Genomic DNA, 22313 nt, shown 5'->3' on the forward strand with positions numbered 1-22313 from the left:
CTCGTCTTGTTATTGTTTTGCCAGCGATTTAATCACTTCTGCGACACGGACATCCGCGTCAAGAATCGCTGCATTCCGTGCCGCCTCGGCCATCGCCGTCAGCTGACTACGGTCTAGTTGTGCAATCTCATCAGCCAGCCCCTGAACGGTCAGATCCGGCTGCTCAATCATTTTTGCGGCACCGCAGGCTACCAGATGGTCGGCATTCAGCGCCTGCTGGCGGTCCTTGTGCATGAACGGAATAAAGATAGCCCCCAGTCCCGCCGCTGACAGCTCAGAGACTGTCAGTGCACCGGAGCGGCATACCACCAAATCGGCCCAGGCGTAAGCTGCGGCCACATCATCAATAAACTCGGTTACTTTATGTGGCACCGTGGTGTTAGCTTCATAGGCCTCCTGGGTTTCGGCCTGCGCCCCTTTACCGGCCTGATGCCAGATAGTGACTTTATCACCCAGAATCCCTGCCACCTGAGGAAGAGTCTGATTCAGGATACGTGCCCCCTGACTTCCCCCCATCACCAGGATACGCACTGGCCCCTGGCGCTCCGCAAAACGTTCTGCCGGCGCTGGCAGCACCGTCACATCTTCGCGCACCGGGTTACCGACAACATCACGCCCTTTAAACGCTCCCGGGAACGCCTGTAGCACGCCACTGGCAATACGGGACAGCCACTGGTTTGTCAGCCCGGCCACGGCATTCTGCTCATGCAAAATCACCGGTACGCCCGACAGCCAGGCTGCCACGCCGCCTGGGCCACTCACGTACCCCCCCATGCCCAACACCGCATCCGGCTGCCAGGCTTTGATGTATTGTCTGGCCTGCAGAATCGCCCCGACGATTTTAAACGGCGCCGACAGCAAACGCAGGATCCCTTGTCCGCGCAGGCCTTTGACTTTAATAAAATCGATATCAATACCGTGTTTCGGCACCAGATCCGCTTCCATACGATCCGCGGTACCCAGCCAGCGAATTTCCCAGCCTTCCTGTTGCAGCTTCTTGGCTACCGCCAGCCCGGGAAATACATGGCCACCGGTTCCGCCAGCCATCACCAGCAAGCGTTTATTCTTGTTCATTCTCTGTATCTTCTTTTTCAGGATCCGGGGCATAACGGGCAGCCAGGCGCTGCTCAAAGTCAATCCGGATCAGGATGGCAACAGCGGTTGCCATAATAAATAGACTGGAGCCACCGTAACTGATCAGCGGCAGGGTCAGACCTTTGGTCGGTACCATACCGGCAGCAGCCCCCACGTTAACCAACGTCTGGAACGCAAACCAGAAGGCAAAACCAAACGCCAGGAAACCGCCAAACAGTTGCCCGGTCTGCAGACAACGGCGGCCAATGATCAGTGATTTGAACACCAGAGCAAAAATCAGGAGCAGGACGACTGTCACGCCAATCAGGCCAACTTCTTCCGCCAGTACCGCAAATACGAAGTCCGTGTGAGCTTCCGGCAGGTATTCGAGCTTCTGAATGGAGTTCCCCAGCCCTTGTCCCAGCCAGTCACCGCGGCCAAACGCCATCAGTGACTGCGTCAGCTGGTAACCACTGCCAAACGGGTCTTCCCACGGGTCAAGAAACGACGTTACCCGGCGCATCCGATAAGGTTCCAGCAGGATTAGCAGGCCGATGCCGCCAATCGCCATCACCAGCATGGCAATGAACTGCCACAACTTGGCCCCGGCAATAAAGAGCATGCCAACTGTCGTAACAAACATCACGACGAAGGAGCCGAGGTCAGGCTGCGCCAGCAGCAGCACGCCCAGCACGCCCAGTACGACCAGCGGCTTTAGAAAGCCACGAAAGCTTTCACGTACCTGCTCATACTGACGAACCAGATAGCCGGACAAAAACAGAAACAGAGACAGCTTGGCCACTTCGGCTGGCTGCAAATTAAAGATCCCGAGCGGGATCCAGCGGGAAGCACCATTGACCGAACGGCCAATCAGCAACACAACCACCAGCAGCACCAACGAGGTGATCAGCATCGGTACGCTGTACTGCCGCCACTTTTCCAGCGGCACCATGACCACGAAGCCAGCGATCACTAGAGCCCCGGCCAAAAAGAATGCATGGCGCAGGGCGAAATAAAACGGCATGTCCGTCAGGCGGGTCGCCACCGGCACCGAGGCGGAAGTCACCATCACCAGACCGGTTACCATCAAAGAGAGCGCAATCCACACCAGCTGACGATCGTAACTGCTTTGTGCGGCCGGTCGGGTCAGCCAGTCAAACAGAGACTCCACACTGTCTCTCAGTACGCCCAGCATTATCCGGCCCCACCGACCTGATGCTGTAGCTCACCGGCCAGTGCGGCAAACGCCTCACCGCGCGCCATGAAATTGGCAAACTGATCAAAGCTGGCGCAGGCAGGAGACAACAGCACCATATCGCCAGAGGCTGCTGAAGCGGCAGCCATTGTCATGGCCTGTGCCATCGTTTCAACCTGCACCGCACCTGATACCTGCTCAGCCATCAGGTGGCCGTCGCGACCAAAGCAGTACAGCTGAACGTTCAGCGCCGCCAGTACGGGCGCCAGCTCAGAGAAATCCGCGCCTTTGCCATCCCCGCCCATCAGCAGATGCAACTTGCCCTGCAGGGTGAGACCACTCAGGGCCGCGACCGTGCTCGCCAAGTTAGTGGCTTTGGAGTCATTGACCCACTTCACGCCGTGCTGCTCGGCAACCAACTGGCAACGGTGTGCCAGTCCGGTATAACGACGCAGTGTTCGGCAGGCAGCGCCACGATCGACGCCCAAGGCATCGGCCAGCGCCAGTGCCGCCAGACTGTTGGCGACATTGTGACGGCCCACCAGCGCAATCTCATCACTTGGCAGCACAGCATCACCGTTCACCGCCAGCCACTCCCGGCCATCCAACTCGACCAGCCCGTATGGACCGGCATCCAGACCAAAGCTGGTCATCGGGCCAGCAAATTCCGGACGGGTTGCCAGATCATTGCGGTTATACACTGCCAGTTCGGCATGACGGAAGATACGCATTTTTGCCAGGCTGTAATCATCCAGCCCGGTGTAGCGATCCATATGATCTTCAGAAAGGTTGAGGTAGACCGCGGCTTTGAGCGACAACGAAGCAGTAGTTTCGAGCTGGAAGCTGGACAGCTCCAGAACATAGACGTCATGATCTTCGGCCAGCATATCGAGCGCTGCAAAGCCGATGTTGCCTCCGACGCCGACATTCATACCGGCTTCCTTCGCCATTTCACCGACCAGACTGGTTACCGTACTTTTGCCGTTAGAGCCGGTAATCCCAACCACCGGCTTGGTAACCGCCCGGGCAAACAGCTCAATGTCGCCGACAATGTCAATGCCGGCCTGTGCGGCCTGCACCAACTCCGGCGTTGCCAGGGCAATCCCCGGGCTGGCCACAATCAAATCGGCGGCCAGTAGCCAGTCCATCTGCCACTCACCACTGCACAGCGCAACGGTTGGTGGCAGTTGCTCTCGGCCCGGAGGCGTCTCCCGGGTATCAATCACTTTGATATCCAACGGCTGCGCCAATCGGCATAAGTGGTTCACAACCGACAAACCGGTCATCCCCAGGCCAATTACCACAACATTTTGTACGCCTTCCAAGCCTTTCATTTATCGTACCTTCAGTGTTGCCAGCGCGATCAGAACCAGCATCAGGGTGATGATCCAGAAACGGACGATCACTCGCGGCTCCGGCCAGCCTTTCAATTCATAATGGTGGTGAATCGGGGCCATGCGGAAAATACGCTGGCCACGCAGTTTGTACGAGCCCACCTGGAGGATCACCGAAACGGTCTCCATCACGAACACACCGCCCATCAATACCAGCAGCAGTTCCTGACGCACCAGCACCGCAATTGTACCCAGCGCACCGCCCAGTGCCAGAGAGCCGACATCGCCCATAAAGACCTGTGCCGGGTAGGTGTTGAACCACAAAAAGCCCAGTCCGGCTCCGACTATCGCAGTACAGACGACCACCAGTTCACTAGCATCTTTCAGGTAAGGAATATGCAGATAGTTCGCGAAATTCACGTTGCCGGTTGCCCAAGCGATAAACGCCATGCCGCTGGCCACCATAACCGTTGGCATAATAGCCAGGCCGTCCAGACCATCGGTCAGGTTAACGGCATTACTGGTACCGACAATCACAAAATAGGTAAAGACGATATAGAACAGCCCCAATTGTGGCATCACGTCTTTGAGGAATGGCACCACCAGCTGAGTCGCCACCGTGTCTTTACCGTGTACATACAAGGCAAACGCCACACCCAGCGCGATCACTGACTGCCAGAAGTATTTCCAGCGGGCGATCAGACCGTCTGTATTCTTGCGTACCACTTTGCGGTAGTCATCCACAAAGCCAACAGCCCCGTAGCCCAGCATGACCGTCAGCACGGCCCAGACATACGGGTTGCTCAGATCCGTCCACAGCAGTACTGTGATCGTAATCGCGGCCAGGATCATGATCCCGCCCATAGTCGGCGTACCACGCTTGCTAAAGTGAGACTCCGGACCGTCGTGGCGAACCACCTGACCAATTTGCAGCATCTGCAGACGGGCAATCAGACGTGGCCCCATCCACAGCGAAATCACCAGAGCCGTCAGGATGCTAATGATGGCCCGGAACGTCAGGTATTCAAATAGTCGAAAAAATGGAAACGTGGGTTCTAGTAATTCGGCTAACCAGTAAATCATTCTTTGTTGTCCTGCAGTGCGACAATTACCTCTTCCATGCGGGAGCTGCGAGCCCCTTTCGCCAGCACTGTCACTTGGATGTTATCGTCATTGAGCAATGGTTCGAGTTGCTGTTTCAGCGCCTCAATCAATGCTGTCTTGTTATTAAAATGTTTGCCGCCGTTGAGAGAGCTCACGACTTCACTGGCAACGCCGAAGGTCAGCACCTGATCCAGTGCTTTGCCTTGCGCATACTCACCCACTTCCCGGTGCAGAGCAGCGCTGTCATCACCCAGCTCAGCCATATCCCCCAGTACAAACCAGCGCTGTCCGGCAAAACCGGCCAGCAGGTCAATCGCCGCCTTCACTGAGGCCACACTGGCATTGTAGGTATCATCAATCAGCCGCAGATTGGTTCGCGGCTCGGTGATATCCACCCGGCCTTTGACGTTTGCCACCTGGCCGAGTCCGGCCTGAACCTGTGCAGGCGTGGCACCCAGCGCCATGGCCAGCGCCGCGGCGGCGAGAGCATTGGCAACGTTATGCTCCCCTGCCAGCGTCAGCGACACCGGGAACTCCCCGGCGGGGGTGCGCATTGTAAAACAAGCACGCCCCAAATTGTTAATATTTATATCAGTGGCGTGATAGTCCGCATCCTCTCGGGTTGCAGAGAAAGTCATCACCGGATGCCCGTCCAGAAGCGGCTGCCACAATGTACGATCGTTGGAGTCCAGGTTAATGATGGCAGTACCGGCTTCACCGGTTGCCAGCCCCTGGAAAATCTCCCCCTTGGCTTTGGCCACGCCCTGCAGCGAGCCGAACCCTTCCAGATGCGCTGCGGCCAGATTGTTAATCAGCGCGACCTGCGGTTTCACCAAATCAGTGGTGTAGGCAATCTCACCCTGATGGTTTGCACCCAGTTCAATGACCGCATATTCATGCTGAGGTTCCAAACGCAATAAGGTCAGGGGGACGCCGATGTCATTATTAAAATTGCCACTGGTCGCCAGCACCTTGCCTTTTTCCGCCAGAATGGCTGCCGTCATCTCTTTCACGGTGGTTTTCCCACAGCTGCCGGTCAGGGCCACAGTCTGTAACCCGTACTCGCGCTCCATCAGGGCTTTGAGCCAGGCGCCCAGCTGGCCCAGTGCCGCATGTGTGTCTGCCACAATCAGCTGAGGCAAGGCAATCGGTAAGTGTTTGCTTACCAGCAATGCCTTAGCCCCTTGTTCACAAGCATTCTGCGCAAAATCATGAGCGTCAAAACGTTCGCCAATCAGGGCGACAAACAAGGTGTCTGCCCCGATTTGGCGGGTATCGGTCGACACCGCACTGATAACCATATCCTCACCGACCAGCTCAGCATCGAGCACTTCAGCCAGCTGGGAAAGTTGAACATTTATCATGCGTGTGCCTCCAGTAACGCCTGTACGGTTTCACGGTCAGAGTAATGAATCGTCCGATCCGCAAGAATCTGGTAATCTTCGTGGCCTTTTCCCGCCACCAGAATGATGTCGTCAGCCCCGGCTTGGGTAAGTGCCCACTCACAGGCAGCACGGCGGTCATGAACCACTGTCGCCTGCGCTGGCTGTGCCAGCCCGGCCAGCATGTCTTCCACGATTTGTACCGGCGATTCAGAGCGCGGATTATCGTCAGTCAACACAATCCGATCAGCCATCTTCTCCGCCACAGCGGCCATCATTGGACGCTTGCCGCTGTCGCGATCGCCGCCACAGCCGAAAATACACCACAAGCGGCCTTCACAGTGTACGCGCAGTGCCTGCAGCGCTTTTTCCAGCGCATCGGGGGTGTGAGCATAATCAACAACCATCATAGGTTTGTCAGCCGCTTGAAAAACTTCCATCCGCCCGGTCACGGCACGCAATTGCGGTGCGGCAGCCAGCAGCGCAGCTTTATCACGCCCGGTCGCCAGCAACGTGGCCAGTGCCAGCATCAGGTTCATCACATTGAACGCCCCGACCAGCGGAGCCTCAAACTGTCCGGCTCCCCAGCTGGAGTCAAACGCAATCTTAACGCCCTGGGTGCTGTACGCCACCTCATCCAGCCACAGTTTAGGGCCAGAATGTTCCGCCACACCGGCAGCATCAGTGGCCACGGCAACAGCATCAGGCAATCCTGCCAGCCACTGACGGCCTACCTCATCGTCAGCGTTAATGACCGCAACCCCGCTGTGGTGCTCAGTAAAGAGGGTCTGCTTCGCCGCCGCATAGCTTGCCATGTCACCGTGGTAATCCAGGTGATCCCGGCTCAGATTGGTAAAAATGCTGGCCGCAAACTGCAGCGCCTTCACCCGCCCCTGAACCAAACCGTGTGAGGACACTTCCATCGCCACATAATCTGCGCCCTGACGGTGCATCGTCGCCAGCTCACAAGGAATGTCCAGCGCGCTGCCCGTGGTATTGGCGGCTGGCTGAATGTTCGCCAGCAGCCCGTTACCGGTGGTTCCCATCACGCCACTGGTGTGGCCCAGTAACTGTGCCCACTGCGCCAGTAACTGGCTGATGGTGGTTTTCCCGTTGGTTCCGGTCACCGCGATCAGCTCCAGAGCCTGATCCGGCGCGCCGTAAAACTGCTTGGCAATCGCCGACAGCTTCTGGCCCAGCTCCGGCAGCGCAATAACCGCCACCTCATCCTGCCAGCACAGTGCCGGTTTACCATCGTCGGCTTCGGCCAGCACTGCCGCAGCGCCGGATTCAATGGCCGACGAGATAAAGCGCCGACCATCCACCTGGTGTCCGTTGACCGCGACAAAAAGATCACCGGCCTGAACCTTGCGGCTGTCCAGAGTCATTCCCGTGACCGTCAACGCCGCCAGGCGATCCGGTAACGAGAGGGCATCACGCCACGGCGCAACCAAGGCGCCAACTGAAGTATTCTGATTAAGTTCCGGCATGCGTTTTGCCCCTGTGACTTACTACTTTTAATTCTTCTCGGGTTCCCGCGTCAGGCGGGATATTCAAAATTTGCAGGGCGCTTTCCATCACTTCCGCGAAAATCGGTGCGGCGACCAGACCGCCATAGTATTTGTCGCCCTGGGGCTCGTTAACCACCACAACCATCGCCAGACGCGGGTTGCTGATCGGCGCCAGGCCGGCTGTCATTGCGATGTATTCATCACTGTATCCGCCCGCCACGGCTTTTTTCGCCGTACCGGTTTTTGCCCCAACCCGATAGCCGGGCACACCCGCGCGGAAGGCACTACCACCTTTCTGCGTAACGGTTTCCAGCATATTGAGCAGCTTGCGGGTGTTTTCCACCGAGGCAACCTGACGCCCCGGGATCACCTGCTCAGTCTTCAGGATTGACAGCGGACGGTTGACCCCCATCCCTCCAAGAGTGGCATACGCCCGCAGCAACTGGATCGGGGTCGTCGAAATGCCGTAGCCAAATGACAGAGTGGCACGTTCGAAATCAGACCAGCGGCGGCGGTCAGGGAAAAAGCCCTGCGCTTCGCCAATCAGGTTGATGCCGGAAGCATCCCCCAGCCCGACTCCGCTGTACATGCCCAGCACCGCATCCACCGGCATCGCCAGCGACAGTTTACTGACGCCGATGTTACTGGACTTTTTCAGGATTTGCGCCAGATCCGCCTTACCGACCTGAGACACATCACGCACCCGGCTACCCCCGATTTGCATCAGGCCGTTGCCGGTGTCGATTATTGTATTTTCATCCGCCACCCCATTTTCCAGGGCGGCCAGAACCACAAAGGGCTTAATTGTTGAACCCGGCTCCATCGCATCGGTTATGGAGCGGTTACGCATTCGGAAGCTTTGCAGCTGATCGCGATTATTCGGGTTATAAGACGGGGCATTCACCATCGCCAAAATTTCCCCGGTCCGGACATCCGCCATAATGACAGTGGCTGAGGTCGCCTGATAATCCGCAACGGCCTGCTTCACGGCACGATAGGCCACCGCCTGCAGGCGCTGATCAATGCTCAAACTCAGCGGTTTACCCGGTTCACGCTGTTTCAGAGAGATATTTTCCACCACCCGGCCGTAACGGTCTTTACGCACGGTGCGCCGTCCCGGCTCACCGGTCAGCCAGCCGTCGTAGGTACGCTCAACCCCTTCCAGGCCATGACTATCGATACCGGTCACCCCGATCAGGTGCGCGCTGACTTCGCCGGAAGGATAAAAGCGACGGGATTCGTCTTTCAGGCCAATGCCTGGCAGTTTAAGTTTATTGACATATGCCGCCATGGCCGGACTGACCTGACGCTGAAGGTAGATAAAACGGCGGGATTGATTTTGCTCCAGGCGATTGAGCAGCGCTTTACGATCGAGCCCCAACACATCCGCCAGCGCGTGCCAGCGATCCACCTGAGCCAGGCCACCGTTTTTGAAAATCTGAACCGGATCGGCCCACACCGCCTGAACCGGCACACTGACCGCCAGCGGTTCACCGTTGCGATCCGAAATAATGCCTCGGGCTGACGGCAGTGCCTTCACTCGCAGTGAGCGCATGTCGCCTTCCTGGATCAGCTTGCCGGGATCCAGGACCTGAATATAAGCGGCACGGGCAATCAGTGCCCCGAGCGCCAGTACTACAAAGCCGCAAATAACGCCAAAGCGCCACGGAATAAAAGCCGGTGGCGCTTTTTGTCGACGTTGATTGGGCGTATTATCGCGCTTGATATTCTTCATCAACTTCATTCGTGAACAATGACTTCGTTATCACGGGATGGGCGTTTCATTTCCATGTCCTTTTCAGCCAGCCGTTCAATCCGGCTGTGTTCGGCAAGGGAGTTCTCCTCCAGGATCTGGTTACGCCATTCAATATCCAGCTGATCACGCTCGATCAACAGTTGTTCCTGTTCGGCAATTAACTGACGGGAATGATGGGTGATCAGAACAACCCCCAATGCAGAAATCAGCACCAGAACCAGCAGGAACAGCGGAAACCGTCCTACAGAGAGTAAGTCCCGCCCAATCAGGCGGGCCAGATTGTCTGTCGGTTCCGGCGCAGACTTCATAGACGCTCAGCCAAACGCAGAACCGAACTGCGTGAACGGGCGTTCACGTTAATTTCGGTATTCGATGGTTTAATTGCTTTACCTACCGCTTTCAGCTTCGCCGAGCCCAACGCCTTGATTTGCTCATCGGTCAGCGGCAGGCCAGCAGGCACTTCCGGCCCTTTGCTCTGCTTACGGATGAAACGCTTCACCATGCGGTCTTCCAGCGAATGGAAGCTGATCACGGACAGACGGCCACCCGGAGCCAGCACCTGCAGCGCGCCATTCAGCGCGGTCTCGATTTCTTCCAGCTCGCTGTTGATGTAGATACGGATGGCCTGGAAGCTACGGGTCGCCGGGTGCTTATGCTTGTCTTTAAACGGCGACACTTCAGCAATCAGGCGGGCCAGCTGAGTGGTACGGGTCAGTGGCTCGTTCTCCGGATTTTCACGGTGCGCCACAATGCCACGGGCAATACGCTTGGCGAAACGCTCTTCACCAAACTCTTTCAGAACCCAGGCAATGTCGTCCGCTTCCGCTGTCGCCAGCCAATCAGCGGCCGAAATACCGGATGTTGGATCCATCCGCATGTCCAGCGGGCCGTCACGCATAAAGCTGAAGCCGCGCTCGGCATCATCAAGCTGCGGCGAAGAGACACCAAGATCCAGCAGCACGCCGTCAATGCGGCCAATCAGATCACGCTCAACCATGTATTTTTCCATGCCAGAAAACGGGCCATGGATAATAGTAAAACGCGGGTCATCAATTTTTTGAGCCTCAGCGATAGCCTGGGGATCACGGTCAATACTGTACAGACGCCCGTTTTCTCCGAGCTGTGAAAGAATTAACCGGCTGTGACCGCCACGACCAAACGTGCCGTCAATGTAGATACCATCAGGCTTAATCGCCAGGCCATCTACAGACTCGTGCAACAGCACGGAAACGTGCTCAAACTGTTCAGACATAATAATTTAATTGGCTCTTAAAAAGCTGCCCGTACGTCAGCGTGACTGGTGACGTCTGCGGGATAAATTTGATTCGTGAAGGAATTCATTCAGTTAAGCAATTAAAACACTGTTTTAAAAGCATTTACTGCAAATTCCCATCGCAAAGTGTACGTATTTGGCAAAAAAGATGTCAAGCCAAGGTCTCGTTTTCTGACAATCAATTGATAATTTTCAATGACCTCAGAATGCTTTGCCAGACAGGCAACGGGGAGGCATAAACGACAAAAGGTGATGAGAGACATGCCAGGAGGCGTCTCTCATCACCTTTTATGCGGAAAGAGGTGAGTTGGCCGATAAGCCGGGTTCTGTACCGCTTGCGCGGTGGTAATCATTCCTCTAGGCCTGCAATCGCTCACAGGCTCAAGCAACCTACCCGTCCCCAACGCGGGCCACGCCACTGGGGACCTATTTGGTCTTGCTCCGGGTGGAGTTTACCGTGCCACGAACTATTACTAGCCGCGCGGTGCGCTCTTACCGCACCCTTTCACCCTTACCTGTGCACCATTCCGAAGAACGGGCCATCGGCGGTTTGCTCTCTGCTGCACTGGTCGTAGGCTTGCGCCCCCCAGACGTTATCTGGCACCCTGCCCTATGGAGCCCGGACTTTCCTCCCCCTCGTCAGTCTCCCTAAGGACATCAACGAAGCAGCGATTACCTGGCCAACTCAGGCGAGCGATTGTATAGAAGTTGGCACGCGGTTACCAGTGAAATATCCTGCCCGACGTGACAACGCTTAAAAAGCCAGCAACGCGCACCGGTTACTCCAGATTTTCCAGCCCCCACTTATACAGCGCGTTTTTCTTCACACCGTGGATTTCCGCCGCCAGTGCCGAGGCTTTTTTCAGCGGCAGTTCCTTGACCAACAGCGCCAAAGTACGCAACGCTTCGGCCGGCAGCGCATTTTTCTCTGCCCGATGACCGGCCACCAGCAGCACCATCTCACCACGAATGCGGTTACTATCCAGCTTCAGCCACTCAATCAGCTCCGCCAGCGGCGCGCCGTGGATGGTCTCGTAGGTTTTGGTCAGCTCACGCGCCAGGACAACATCCCGCTCCGGCCCCAGTACCGCCAACATATCAGCCAGCGATTCCATAATACGGTGTGGTGATTCATAGAAAATCAGAGTGCGTTCGTCCTCAGCCAACGCCTGAAAACAATCCCGACGGCCCTTGCTTTTCGGTGGCAAAAAGCCTTCGAAGCTGAATCGGTCTGAAGGCAGACCGGCAGCACTGAGTGCAGTAATCACCGCACAAGGTCCCGGAAGCGGAACAACTTTAACACCCGCCTGACGACAACGATTGACAAGATGATATCCTGGATCGCTGATCAGCGGCGTACCGGCATCAGAAACCAATGCAATGCTGTTACCTGCCTGAAGTTTTTCGATTAGGAAGTCAGCTTTCTGCTGTTCGTTGTGATCGTGAAGCGCGAAGGTGCGGGTCGAGATCGAAAAATGGGTCAGCAGGCGTGATGTATGGCGAGTATCCTCCGCAGCAATCAAGTCCACCTTGGCCAGCACGTCCAATGCACGCTGTGTAATATCTGCCAGATTACCGATGGGTGTAGGTACGATGTACAAAGTTGCGGCATCTACCGTGCATGAATTGGTCTCACTCATTTGTTTAAGATCTCATCTGCAATTAATATAGAGAGTAATTTGTCATAGTTGAATGAATTCAATGATCAATTTTACCCATAAGCGTAAAAGTGTATCACGACTGTTAGCCCCTGTAGCCCTTGCTGTCATCCTAGCTGGCTGTAGTGCGCCTAATCAGCAACAGGTCGTGGGCACGGATATCACTGTCGCTGCTACCGATACCGCGGCCAATTATCTGATTAAAGCCGAATCTACCGAAGGTGCCACCAGTATCAACTGGCACATCCTTGCCTTAAAAGCATTCATTAAAGAAGGTCGCTGGGAACAGGCCGAGCAGCAGTCTAACCGACTGAGCCGCATGAACCTGGATCCGGTTCAGATGGCGGAATGGCAGCTAGCCAACGCGACACTGCGCTACCAACAAGGCCAGCCTCAGGCAGCGCTGGATACCCTGAACTTCCAGCCATGGTGGACGCTAGCTGACAGCCAGTACCTGCGCTATCACATGCTGCGCGCCGACCTGCTTGGGCAAACCAACCAGTATCTGCTGGCGGCCCGTGAGCGCACGGCTCTGGATCAATTGCTGAGCGCCGAGCAAAAACAAGCGAACTGGCAGAACCTGTGGCAGGATCTAAGCCATTACAGTAACAGCCAACTGCAGTCACTGTCTCTGGGCAGCAACGAAGAGGTGCTGCGCGGCTGGGTACAGCTGGCCGTGCTGAAAAACACATATGGGCAACGCCCGGCCAAACTGAAAACCATGGTTGAAGATTGGCTGGCCAAAAATCCGTACCACCCGGCTAACCAGTACCTGCCTGCCGATCTGACGGCCATCATGTCACTGGAGATCACCCAGCTGAACAATGTGGCACTGTTGTTGCCACTTAGTGGTCGCTTCGAGCAGTCCGGGAAAGCGGTGCGTGACGGCTTCCTTAACGCGATGCTGGACGATTCCGGCCGCGATGCCAACACCGAGCTGACCCTGTACGATACCGATGCCGAGCCAATGCCAGCCATTCTGGCGAAGCTGAAGCAAAACAATGTTGAGCTGGTGATTGGTCCGCTGCGCAAAGAGAAGATCACGGAATTCCAGCGCATGAACAGCGATCAGATCCCGCAACTGGCCCTGAACGAACCGGATGCCGGCAGCGTAAGCCAAGCCAACACCTGTTATTTCTCGCTGTCACCGGAGCAGGAAGCAGAACAAGCAGCCAAGCACCTGTTTGCCAATGGCCACCAGTTCCCTATCGTCCTGGCACCCGCGAACAGCTATGGCCGCCGGGTCAGTGATGCCTTTGTTAAGCAATGGGAACAGTTGACCGGTCACACCCCGACCTCCCGTCAGTTTAGCTCGCGCAAAAACATCCAACAGGTCATGACGGAAGTGTTTGGTCAGAATGACAGCAAAGCCCGTATCCGTCAGATGGAGCAGATCTTGGGTAGCGATACCCAAAGCGAATCCCGCAGCCGTCGTGATACCGATGCCGTGTATGTGATCGGCAATGTCAACGAGCTGAAGCTGCTGAAGCCGTTTGTGGATGTGGCCGTCGACCCGGGCGTGACACCGCCGAAGCTGTACGCCAGCTCACGCAGCTACCCGGATCGCAATATCAGCCACATGGACATTAAAGGCGTCGAGTTCAGCGATATCCCGATGCTGGTCAATGCGGACCCGGGGTTCATGAGCCAGTTTGAAACACAGTGGCCTAACGCCAGCAATACAAATATGCGCCTGCACGCGTTCGGAATGGATGCGTACAAGATGATCACTGAACTGCCTCAGATGCGGGTAGTTGAACACTACTCCATTACCGGTCATACCGGCCAGCTGAGCCTGAATGATCAGTGTGTCGTCCAGCGCGAGCTGAGCTGGGGCGTCTTCTCTGGCGAAGGCATTGAACCTGTTCAATAAACGCCAGCAAGGCAAAACCTACGAGGTCATGGCTGAGACGCATCTGCGTCGCCATGGCCTCGTTGCCGTTGCCCGGAATTTCCAGTGCCGGGGCGGTGAAATCGATCTGATCATGCGCGATCGTCACTGCTGGGTCTTCATTGAAGTCAAATTCCGGCAACACAACCATTACGGTTCGGCCGCAGAAGCGGTAAACTGGCGCAAGCAACAGCGAATCAAACGCGCCGCGCTGTTCTGGCTCCAACAACAGGGCCATGCCATTGAGCATACTGAGTTTCGGTTTGACGTGGTGTCATTGGAAGGAACCCCACCGCAAATCGAATGGTTTACCAACATCCTAGTTGAAGGTTGATCCATGCTAGAAAGCATCAAAGAAAGTTTTACCGAAAGCATCCAAACCCAGATTGCCGCCGCCGAGGCTCTGCCCGACGCGCTGTCTCAAGCGGCCCAGCTCATGGTCCAGAGCCTGCTTAACGGTAACAAAATCCTCTGCTGTGGCAACGGCGGGTCAGCAGCGAACGCCCAGCATTTTGCTTCTTGCCTGATCAACCGTTTTGAAACTGAGCGTCCGAGTTTGCCAGCCCTTGCCCTGACCGCAGATACCACAACCCTGACCGCTGTCGCAAACGACTACCACCAGGATGAAATCTTCTCCAAACAGGTACGTGCACTGGGACAAGGCGGCGACATCCTGCTGGTGATTTCTACCAGCGGTAACAGCAAAAACATCATCAAAGCGATGGAAGCGGCCCTGACCCGTGACATGACCATTGTAGCCCTCACCGGTATGGACGGCGGTGAAATGGCCGGCTTGCTAGGCCCGCAGGATGTTGAAATCCGCATTCCTTCCCAGCGTACCGCACGTATCCAGGAAGGCCACTTACTGGCCGTACACTGCCTGTGCGATCTGATTGATAAAGTCCTGTTCCCTCATCACGAAGCCTAATGAGGGGAGATATATTCATGAAGCGTCGCCTCCTGTTCATTGCGTGTTTGTCACTGGCTCTTCAGGCGTGCGCCCTGACTAACCCGGCAGATACCCGTACCACCACGCAACAATGGTATGACCAACAGATTGAGATGGAAATCGGCGGACTGGTTAACAAGCCGCCGTTTCGCGAGCAAGTACGAGCCAATGCCATCGCGGTAGATGGCAAGGTACTGTTGATTGGTCAGGCCGCGGATCAGGCCACCAGCCAGCAACTAGAAAGTAAGGTTCGCGAATTCAAACGGGTGAAAACCGTCTTTAACCAGTTGCAAATTCGTCCGCCTGCCGCTCTGAGCGAAGTCAGCCAAGACAGTTGGCTGACCACCAAAGTCAAAACGCAGCTCATTGGCAGCAAGAAACTTCGCGATGCAACCATCCAGGTGTATACCGCGGGGCAGGAAGTGTACCTACTGGGTTATGTCACCCCAGAGCAGGGAAATGTGGCCGCCGAAATCGCGCGCAATGTATCTGGCGTGAAAAAGGTCGTGAAAGTCTTTGAGTACCCGCCGCAATAAACCGCGGATATTCGCCCTGCCCGGCAGTTTGGTTCAGCGCCCATCCCAAAATACATATATAAAAAAACGCAGCCTGGGCTGCGTTTTTTGTGGATTGGTTTCGCGTTATTTGACGACACGAAGGCTTGGGCGACCACGAGGTCGAGGCGGCTCGTCATTAGAATCTGACTCACTCACCAGTTCAGGCTCTTCATCAACCTCAACAGAACTTAATACCATCGGCGCATCATCTTCAAGCTCGATGTCATCCAGCTCTTCAATGTCAGCCATATAAGCCGGTTCTGGCTCGAACATCGTCCCTGCACCATTTTCACGGGCATAGATTGCCAGTGCTGCGTACAGTGGAACAATGACCGAATGAGGACGACCGCTGAAACGAGCATTGAAGCTGATCGCCTCGTTGCCCAGTTCCAGATTGCCTACCGCACGCGGGGCAATATTCAGCACGATCTGACCATCGCTCACGAATTCCATCGGAACTTGCACGCCAGGCTGGGTCGCATCAACCACCAAATGCGGGGTCAAATCGTTATCCACCAACCAGTCGTAAAACGCCCGAAGAATATACGGACGGCGTGGCGTCATGCGATCCATATCCATTATTTACCAGCCAGGCGCATTTCACGCTCAACTTCGGTAAGAGAAGCCAGGAATGAATCACGTTCAAACACACGGGTCATGTACGCTTTCACTTCCTTCGCACCGGCACCAGCCAGTTCGATGCCCATTTCAGGCAGACGCCACAATAGTGGAGCCAGGTAGCAATCGACCAGGCTGAACTCTTCGCTCATGAAGTACGGGAATTCAGCAAACACTGGTGCCAGAGCCAGAAGCTCTTCGCGCAGCTGCTTACGAGCTTTGTCAGCTTCGTCGGCAGAGCCGCCCTTGATCTTGTCAGCCAGGCTGTACCAGTTACGCTCGATACGGTACATCATCAAGCGGCTGTTACCTCGGGCAACCGGATATACAGGCATCAGCGGCGGATGAGGGAAACGCTCATCCAGATACTCCATAATGATACTTGCCTGATACAGAGCAAGCTCACGATCAACCAGGGTCGGCACGGAGTTGTACGGATTCAGGTCAAGCAGATCTTCCGGCAGGTTGTTTGGATCAACCAGCTCAATTTCAACACTCACACCTTTTTCCGCGAGTACGATACGCACCTGATGGCTGTAGATGTCAGAAGCATCAGAATACAGAGTCATCACAGAGCGTTTATTGGCAGCAACAGCCATTAACCCCTCCAGTATTATAGCAATACACAAAAAGCAACGGGGGCCTCTGCCCCCATTGCGAGATTCTAACCCACTAGATTACCCGATCAGTGGACATCACGCCAATATTCTTTCTTCAACAGTAAGGTTAGTACAAAGAATACGACGATGAAGCCCATCACCCAGTAACCCATACGCTGACGTTCCAGTTTCATCGGTTCAGCAGAGTACGCCAGGAAGTTCACCAGATCGCGAACCACTGCATCATACTCTTCTTTATTCAGTTCACCGCTGCCATCAGCCTCAATACCAACGAATTCCTGAACTTCTTTACCGTCAACCAGACGCGTCTCGTAAACCTTGCTTGGCACACCCTGCAGCTCTTCAAGAACGTGCGGCATACCAACACTTGGGAAGACAACGTTGTTCACGCCAAACGGACGGCTTGGGTCCGCGTAGAATGAACGCAGGTAGGTGTAGATCCAATCAGCGCCACGGACACGGGCAACCATTGTCAGGTCTGGTGCCGGCGCACCGAATGATGCCGCCGCATATTCCGTTGGAATCGCGTTGGTCATCAGATCACCGATCTTCGCATTAGGATCGAAGATCAGGTTCTCTTTCATCAACTCTGCCGGAATACCCAGATCGGTCGCGACACGCTCATAACGCTGGTACTGCGTGGCGTGACAGCCAAAACAATAGTTCATGAACGTACGAGCCCCGTTCTGCAGCGATGCTTTATCGCTCAGATCGTTATTGGCTGCATCCAGTGGTACTGCAGGACCCGCTGCCATAGCCAGAGATGGCAGCAGGGCAAATAACATGACAATCAACTTTTTCATTTGAATGTTACCCTCTCTGGTAATGGCTTAGTTGCTTCGTTCTTGCTGTAGAAGAACAGCAGGACGAAGAACATGAAGTAGCCGAAGCTGAAGATCTGTGCCATCAGTGTGTACACCGGCGTGGCAGGCAGAGCACCCAGAATTCCCAGAGCAATGAAACAGATGGTGAACTGAACAATGTTCCCCAGGTGCAGCTTGCTACGGTAACGGTACGAACGAACTTTACAGCGATCCAGCCATGGCAACAGGAACAGCGCAACAATCGACGCACCCATTGCGATAACACCCAGCAGCTTATCCGGAACCGCACGCAGGATGGCGTAGAACGGTGTGAAGTACCAAACCGGAGCAATGTGCTCAGGAGTCTTCAGCGGGTTCGCAGCTTCAAAGTTAGGTGGCTCAAGGAAGTAGCCGCCCATTTCCGGGTTGAAGAAGATCACGTAGCTGAACAGGAATGCAAACACCGCCACACCAACCAGATCTTTCACCGTACCATAAGGGTGGAACGGGATAGAGTCGATGATGTCGTATTTCTTGGTGTAGTACTCGTGGAACTTGAACTGCGTTTTGTAATCTTCGCCTTTGCTGCCTTTCGGCAGTTTGGTCTCGATACCGTCCGGGTTGTTCGAACCAACTTCGTGCAGAGCCAGAATGTGCAGCACAATCAGAAGCAGCAGAACAATCGGCAGAGCGATCACGTGCAAGGCAAAGAAGCGGTTCAGTGTAGCGCCCGAGATAACGTAGTCACCACGGATCCACAATGTCAGGTCATCACCAATAACAGGAATCGCACCAAACAGCGAGATGATTACCTGAGCACCCCAGTATGACATCTGACCCCATGGCAGCAGGTAGCCCATGAAGGCTTCAGCCATCAGTACCAAGAAGATCAGCATACCGAACAACCACAGCAGCTCACGTGGTTTCTGGTAAGAACCGTAGATCAGCCCACGGAACATGTGCAGGTACACCACGATGAAGAATGCAGACGCACCGGTAGAGTGCATATAACGCAGCAACCAGCCATATTCCACATCACGCATGATGTATTCAACAGAGGCAAACGCACCATCGCCGGAAGGTACGTAGTTCATGGTTAGCCAGATACCCGTCAGTAGCTGGTTAACCAGTACCAGCATTGCCAACGAACCGAAGATATACCAGAAGTTAAAGTTCTTCGGCATCGGGTATTCAGACATATGCTTGCGATAAGCATTCATCGCAGGCAGACGTTTTTCAATCCAACCGAGTAAGGCTTCCATTAGGCAGTCTCCCCATCTTCACCAACCAGAATGGTGTTGTCGTCCAGGAACGTGTGAGGCGGCACAACCAGGTTTAGTGGTGCCGGAACCCCAGCAAAGACACGACCCGCCATGTCAAACTTCGAGCCGTGACACGGGCAGAAGAAACCTGCCGACACACCACTGACCTGCTCACTGAAGCTGTCTGGCAGATAGGTAGGGGAACAGCCAAGGTGGGTACAGATACCTACGGCTATAAAAATTTCAGGCTTAACAGAACGATATTCATTCTGGGCATACATCGGCTGCTGTGGCTCTTCTGATGAAGGGTCACGCAGCTGGCCGTCATGGCCACCCAATTCTTTCAAAATCGCATCGCTACGGCGGACAACCCAGACAGGTTTACCACGCCACTCGACGCGAACCATCTGGCCTACTTCCAACTTGCTGATATCAACTTCAACTGGCGCACCGGCGGCTTTTGCTTTCGCGCTCGGGTTCCATGATTTGATAAAAGGCACGGCTACAGCGACTGCACCTAAGCCTCCAACAACCGAAGTCGTCGCAGTCAGGAAGCGGCGTCGGCCGTTACTTACTGGCGCATTGCTCATCCAACATTCTCCCATGTGCTCCCGCTCTGGATTATTATTATGTCCTTTTGCGTCCCTGGAGCTTACGGCTAACTTTCAACGGAAAGAAACAACAGTTACTCCTGCCCAAGCGGCAGAATTAATTCATTTTAAAGCTGTTGCTTATCACGCCAAATGATAAAGAAAACCCTACTTTATGACAAGATAAAGCTACCTTTTCGCAACAAATGTGAGAGGTATGTTCTTTTTGTTACTTGCCATCATGCAAATTGCTGTTATATGGGAAATTTCCGGGTTTCAACCAAACAAAAAACTAGGTTGATAATTATCTGATTCAGATAAGTTTGTTGCTTAGGTGTGACCAAGCTAACACATTCCTAAAACAAATATCTGGTTATTACTGATAAGAGTGACAGCGGAGGCGGGAAAGCTTTGAGATATAAAAAAAGCCCAACCCGAAGGCTGAGCTTTTTGACCACAGAAACCAGATAAAATCTGGAGCGTTGAAATTAACGCTTAGAGAACTGTGGACGGCGACGTGCTTTACGCAGACCAACTTTCTTACGTTCAACGCGACGTGCGTCACGAGTAACGTAACCAGCTGCACGTAGAGCAGGACGTAGAGTCTCATCGTATTCCATCAGAGCGCGAGTGATACCGTGACGGATCGCACCTGATTGACCAGTGATACCACCACCTTTAACAGTGATGTACAGGTCAAGTTTCTCTGTCATTTCAACAAGCTCAAGTGGCTGACGAACAACCATGCGAGCAGTTTCGCGACCGAAGTATTCTTCGATGCTACGCTTGTTGATTACGATGTTACCAGTACCCGGCTTAATGAAAACGCGAGCAGCTGAGCTTTTGCGACGGCCAGTGCCGTAGTATTGATTCTCTGCCATTGTCATCTTCCCCAATTAGATGTCTAGAACTTTAGGCTGCTGTGCAGCGTGGTTGTGCTCAGCACCAGCGTAAACTTTCAGCTTACGGTACATTGCACGGCCTAGAGGACCCTTAGGAAGCATGCCTTTAACAGCAATTTCGATAACCATTTCTGGTTTCTTAGCGATCAGCTTGTCGAAGCTGATTGACTTCAGACCACCGATGTAGCCAGTGTGGTGGTGGTACATCTTGTCAGTGCGCTTAGCACCAGTTACCGCAACTTTCTCAGCATTGATAACTACGATGTAGTCACCAGTGTCAACGTGTGGAGTGTACTCAGGCTTGTGCTTGCCACGTAGACGAGATGCGATTTCAGTTGCAAGACGGCCTAGTGTTTTACCTTCAGCGTCTACAACATACCAGTCACGTTTTACAGTTTCTGGTTTAGCAACGAAAGTTTTCATGCTAATTCTTACCCAAAATTAAATAGTTTCACTTCACTGGAGCATATTGCTCCATCTCTGTACAGAGCCCAGTCATCACCCCTTCGAGTGGTTGGCACTCCCGGCTTTTGCCGTTACAGGTACGGTGGGTCGCAAGATTATAGGGAAGGGTGGAGAAAAAATCACCTTTTTTTGAAAAAAAATTGCGATTTTTTCTCTCTGAGCATTTTTGCCTCAAATTCACCATTTTACTTCGGGATTTCCCCTGTTTTACGGCAGGAAAAGCCCCACATCAGGCTAGGTGAGGACGAGCCAGATAGTCGTGACTCTGCATCTCGACAAGCCGTGAGCAACAGCGTTTATACTCAAATGCAAGGCGTTGTCCCTGATACAGGTTTTCCCAGTTTACTTCGGCAGAAATGATCAATTTGACGTTACGTTCATAGAACTCGTCGACCAGGGCGATAAAGCGCCGTGCGGCATCACTTTCTGCCTCACCCATTTGTTTTACCTCAGACAGTAAAACCGTATGGTAAAGCCGGGCCAATTCCATGTAATCGGCCTGGCTGCGCGCGGTCTGGCACAGAGTGGCAAAATTAAAATGCACTACCCCTTCCGCCTCATGCAGCGTCGGCAACGTCCGATGATTAATCTCAATGTTTTTGCCACTGAAACGTGGTGCCACACTCAGCTGTTCGAAATACCTCAGCATATTCTGCTCGGCCGCCGCATCAAGCGGAGCATGGTAGATTTCGGCCTGCTCCAGGGTACGTAACCGATAATCCACCCCGGAATCGACATTCACCACCTCGCAGTTCGCTTTGATCAGGGCGATGGCCGGCAGGAAACGCGCACGCTGCAAGCCATTTCGGTACAGCTCATCAGGTGGAATGTTAGAGGTGGCCACCAGCGTAATACCGCGTTTAAACAGGGCTTCAAACAGCGTGCCAAGCAACATGGCATCGGTAATATCTGAGACGAAGAATTCGTCAAAGCAAATCAGGTCAGCTTCTCGCTTGAACCGATCGGCCACAACCTGCAGCGGGTCGGCCTGCTGCTCCAGGGTTCTCAATTCATCATGAACCCGCTGCATAAAGCGATGGAAGTGGACCCGCATCTTGCGTTGTGTCGGCAGACAGTCATAAAACGTGTCCACCAGATAGGTTTTACCACGACCGACCCCACCCCAGAAATAAAGCCCTTTTTCAGGCGGCGGAGGCGGCGGTGAGCGGCGCAGCACCCGATCCATCATGGTTCGTTCTGCGACCGGTTTCGGCTTAAGCAGCCGGTGATAAAGATCATCAAGGTGACGAACGGCCATTGCCTGAGCCGGGTCAGCCATAAAGTCGTCCCGTTTAAGATCTTCCTGGTATTTTTGTAGCGGCGTCATCCTTCTAACTAGACCTAATCATCTCCCTTCAGTGACCGAGAT

Annotated in this window: 22 protein-coding genes and 1 other RNA gene; 4 read left to right on the forward strand and 19 right to left on the reverse strand. The window is 54.4% G+C overall.

Going from position 1 to position 22313, the window contains the following annotated elements:
- Positions 1–9: 9 nt before the first annotated feature.
- From murG to rsmI, 11 genes are all read right to left on the reverse strand, one after another.
- The gene (gene murG, locus C9I92_RS18645) at positions 10–1074 is read right to left on the reverse strand and encodes an undecaprenyldiphospho-muramoylpentapeptide beta-N-acetylglucosaminyltransferase (protein WP_047886955.1); all 1065 of its coding nucleotides are present in this window, start codon (positions 1072–1074) and stop codon (positions 10–12) included.
- Positions 1061–2269: a cell division protein FtsW gene (gene ftsW, locus C9I92_RS18650; protein ID WP_047886956.1), complete on the reverse strand. Its 1209-nt coding sequence runs from the start codon at positions 2267–2269 to the stop codon at positions 1061–1063. The genes murG and ftsW overlap by 14 nt, the downstream gene beginning before the upstream one ends.
- Entirely contained in the window at positions 2269–3603 is a 1335-nt protein-coding gene (murD, locus tag C9I92_RS18655; RefSeq protein ID WP_047886957.1) for a UDP-N-acetylmuramoyl-L-alanine--D-glutamate ligase, read from the reverse strand. The genes ftsW and murD overlap by 1 nt, the downstream gene beginning before the upstream one ends.
- Positions 3604–4686: a phospho-N-acetylmuramoyl-pentapeptide-transferase gene (mraY, locus tag C9I92_RS18660; protein ID WP_047886958.1), complete on the reverse strand. Its 1083-nt coding sequence runs from the start codon at positions 4684–4686 to the stop codon at positions 3604–3606.
- A complete protein-coding gene (murF, locus tag C9I92_RS18665; RefSeq protein WP_047886959.1) occupies positions 4683–6071 on the reverse strand; it encodes a UDP-N-acetylmuramoyl-tripeptide--D-alanyl-D-alanine ligase in 1389 nt (462 codons plus the stop codon). The genes mraY and murF overlap by 4 nt, the downstream gene beginning before the upstream one ends.
- On the reverse strand, positions 6068–7579 hold the full coding sequence (murE, locus tag C9I92_RS18670) for a UDP-N-acetylmuramoyl-L-alanyl-D-glutamate--2,6-diaminopimelate ligase (protein WP_047886960.1): 1512 nt from the start codon (positions 7577–7579) through the stop codon (positions 6068–6070). The genes murF and murE overlap by 4 nt, the downstream gene beginning before the upstream one ends.
- Complete coding sequence (locus C9I92_RS18675; RefSeq protein WP_415719988.1) at positions 7566–9335, reverse strand: penicillin-binding transpeptidase domain-containing protein; 1770 nt, start codon at positions 9333–9335, stop codon at positions 7566–7568. Before C9I92_RS18675 ends, murE begins: the two co-directional genes overlap by 14 nt.
- A 5-nt stretch (positions 9336–9340) precedes the next feature.
- Positions 9341–9664 carry a cell division protein FtsL gene (gene ftsL, locus C9I92_RS18680; RefSeq protein WP_047886962.1) on the reverse strand — a complete coding sequence of 108 codons (324 nt, stop codon included), beginning with the start codon at positions 9662–9664 and terminating at the stop codon, positions 9341–9343.
- On the reverse strand, positions 9661–10608 hold the full coding sequence (gene rsmH, locus C9I92_RS18685; RefSeq protein WP_047886963.1) for a 16S rRNA (cytosine(1402)-N(4))-methyltransferase RsmH: 948 nt from the start codon (positions 10606–10608) through the stop codon (positions 9661–9663). The genes ftsL and rsmH overlap by 4 nt, the downstream gene beginning before the upstream one ends.
- 320 nt (positions 10609–10928) lie before the next feature.
- Positions 10929–11317, reverse strand: an RNA gene (gene rnpB, locus C9I92_RS18690) — RNase P RNA component class A.
- Between the two features lie 91 nt (positions 11318–11408).
- On the reverse strand, positions 11409–12269 hold the full coding sequence (rsmI, locus tag C9I92_RS18695) for a 16S rRNA (cytidine(1402)-2'-O)-methyltransferase (protein WP_047886964.1): 861 nt from the start codon (positions 12267–12269) through the stop codon (positions 11409–11411).
- 61 nt (positions 12270–12330) lie between these two features.
- Here rsmI and C9I92_RS18700 point away from each other — a divergent pair, with 61 nt between their 5' ends.
- Genes C9I92_RS18700 through C9I92_RS18715 form a run of 4 tightly spaced genes read left to right on the forward strand, consistent with a single transcriptional unit; the run spans position 12331 to position 15663 of the window.
- Positions 12331–14160 carry a penicillin-binding protein activator gene (locus C9I92_RS18700; protein ID WP_047886965.1) on the forward strand — a complete coding sequence of 610 codons (1830 nt, stop codon included), beginning with the start codon at positions 12331–12333 and terminating at the stop codon, positions 14158–14160.
- Positions 14144–14512, forward strand: coding sequence for a YraN family protein (locus C9I92_RS18705; RefSeq protein WP_047886966.1), 369 nt, complete (start codon positions 14144–14146; stop codon positions 14510–14512). Before C9I92_RS18700 ends, C9I92_RS18705 begins: the two co-directional genes overlap by 17 nt.
- Before the next feature lie 3 nt (positions 14513–14515).
- Entirely contained in the window at positions 14516–15106 is a 591-nt protein-coding gene (locus C9I92_RS18710; protein WP_047886967.1) for a phosphoheptose isomerase, read from the forward strand.
- 17 nt (positions 15107–15123) lie between these two features.
- Positions 15124–15663, forward strand: a complete 540-nt coding sequence (locus C9I92_RS18715) for a BON domain-containing protein (RefSeq protein WP_047886968.1) — start codon at positions 15124–15126, stop codon at positions 15661–15663.
- Between the two features lie 105 nt (positions 15664–15768).
- Here C9I92_RS18715 and sspB read toward each other — a convergent pair whose 3' ends face one another.
- The 8 genes from sspB to zapE form a co-directional block, all read right to left on the reverse strand.
- On the reverse strand, positions 15769–16263 hold the full coding sequence (gene sspB, locus C9I92_RS18720) for a ClpXP protease specificity-enhancing factor (RefSeq protein WP_047886969.1): 495 nt from the start codon (positions 16261–16263) through the stop codon (positions 15769–15771).
- A complete protein-coding gene (sspA, locus tag C9I92_RS18725; protein ID WP_047886970.1) occupies positions 16263–16901 on the reverse strand; it encodes a stringent starvation protein SspA in 639 nt (212 codons plus the stop codon). Before sspA ends, sspB begins: the two co-directional genes overlap by 1 nt.
- An 86-nt stretch (positions 16902–16987) precedes the next feature.
- Positions 16988–17725: a cytochrome c1 gene (locus C9I92_RS18730; protein WP_047886971.1), complete on the reverse strand. Its 738-nt coding sequence runs from the start codon at positions 17723–17725 to the stop codon at positions 16988–16990.
- A complete protein-coding gene (locus tag C9I92_RS18735) occupies positions 17722–18987 on the reverse strand; it encodes a cytochrome b (protein WP_047886972.1) in 1266 nt (421 codons plus the stop codon). Before C9I92_RS18735 ends, C9I92_RS18730 begins: the two co-directional genes overlap by 4 nt.
- On the reverse strand, positions 18987–19577 hold the full coding sequence (gene petA, locus C9I92_RS18740; protein ID WP_047886973.1) for a ubiquinol-cytochrome c reductase iron-sulfur subunit: 591 nt from the start codon (positions 19575–19577) through the stop codon (positions 18987–18989). Before petA ends, C9I92_RS18735 begins: the two co-directional genes overlap by 1 nt.
- 488 nt (positions 19578–20065) lie before the next feature.
- Positions 20066–20458, reverse strand: a complete 393-nt coding sequence (gene rpsI / locus C9I92_RS18745; protein ID WP_007464367.1) for a 30S ribosomal protein S9 — start codon at positions 20456–20458, stop codon at positions 20066–20068.
- Positions 20459–20473: 15 nt separating this feature from the next.
- On the reverse strand, positions 20474–20902 hold the full coding sequence (gene rplM / locus C9I92_RS18750) for a 50S ribosomal protein L13 (protein ID WP_047886974.1): 429 nt from the start codon (positions 20900–20902) through the stop codon (positions 20474–20476).
- Positions 20903–21173: 271 nt separating this feature from the next.
- Positions 21174–22271: a cell division protein ZapE gene (zapE, locus tag C9I92_RS18755; protein ID WP_047886975.1), complete on the reverse strand. Its 1098-nt coding sequence runs from the start codon at positions 22269–22271 to the stop codon at positions 21174–21176.
- Between the last annotated feature and the right edge of the window lie 42 nt (positions 22272–22313).

It is taken from the genome of Photobacterium ganghwense (assembly GCF_003025595.1).
Taxonomy (GTDB): Bacteria; Pseudomonadota; Gammaproteobacteria; order Enterobacterales; family Vibrionaceae; genus Photobacterium; species Photobacterium ganghwense.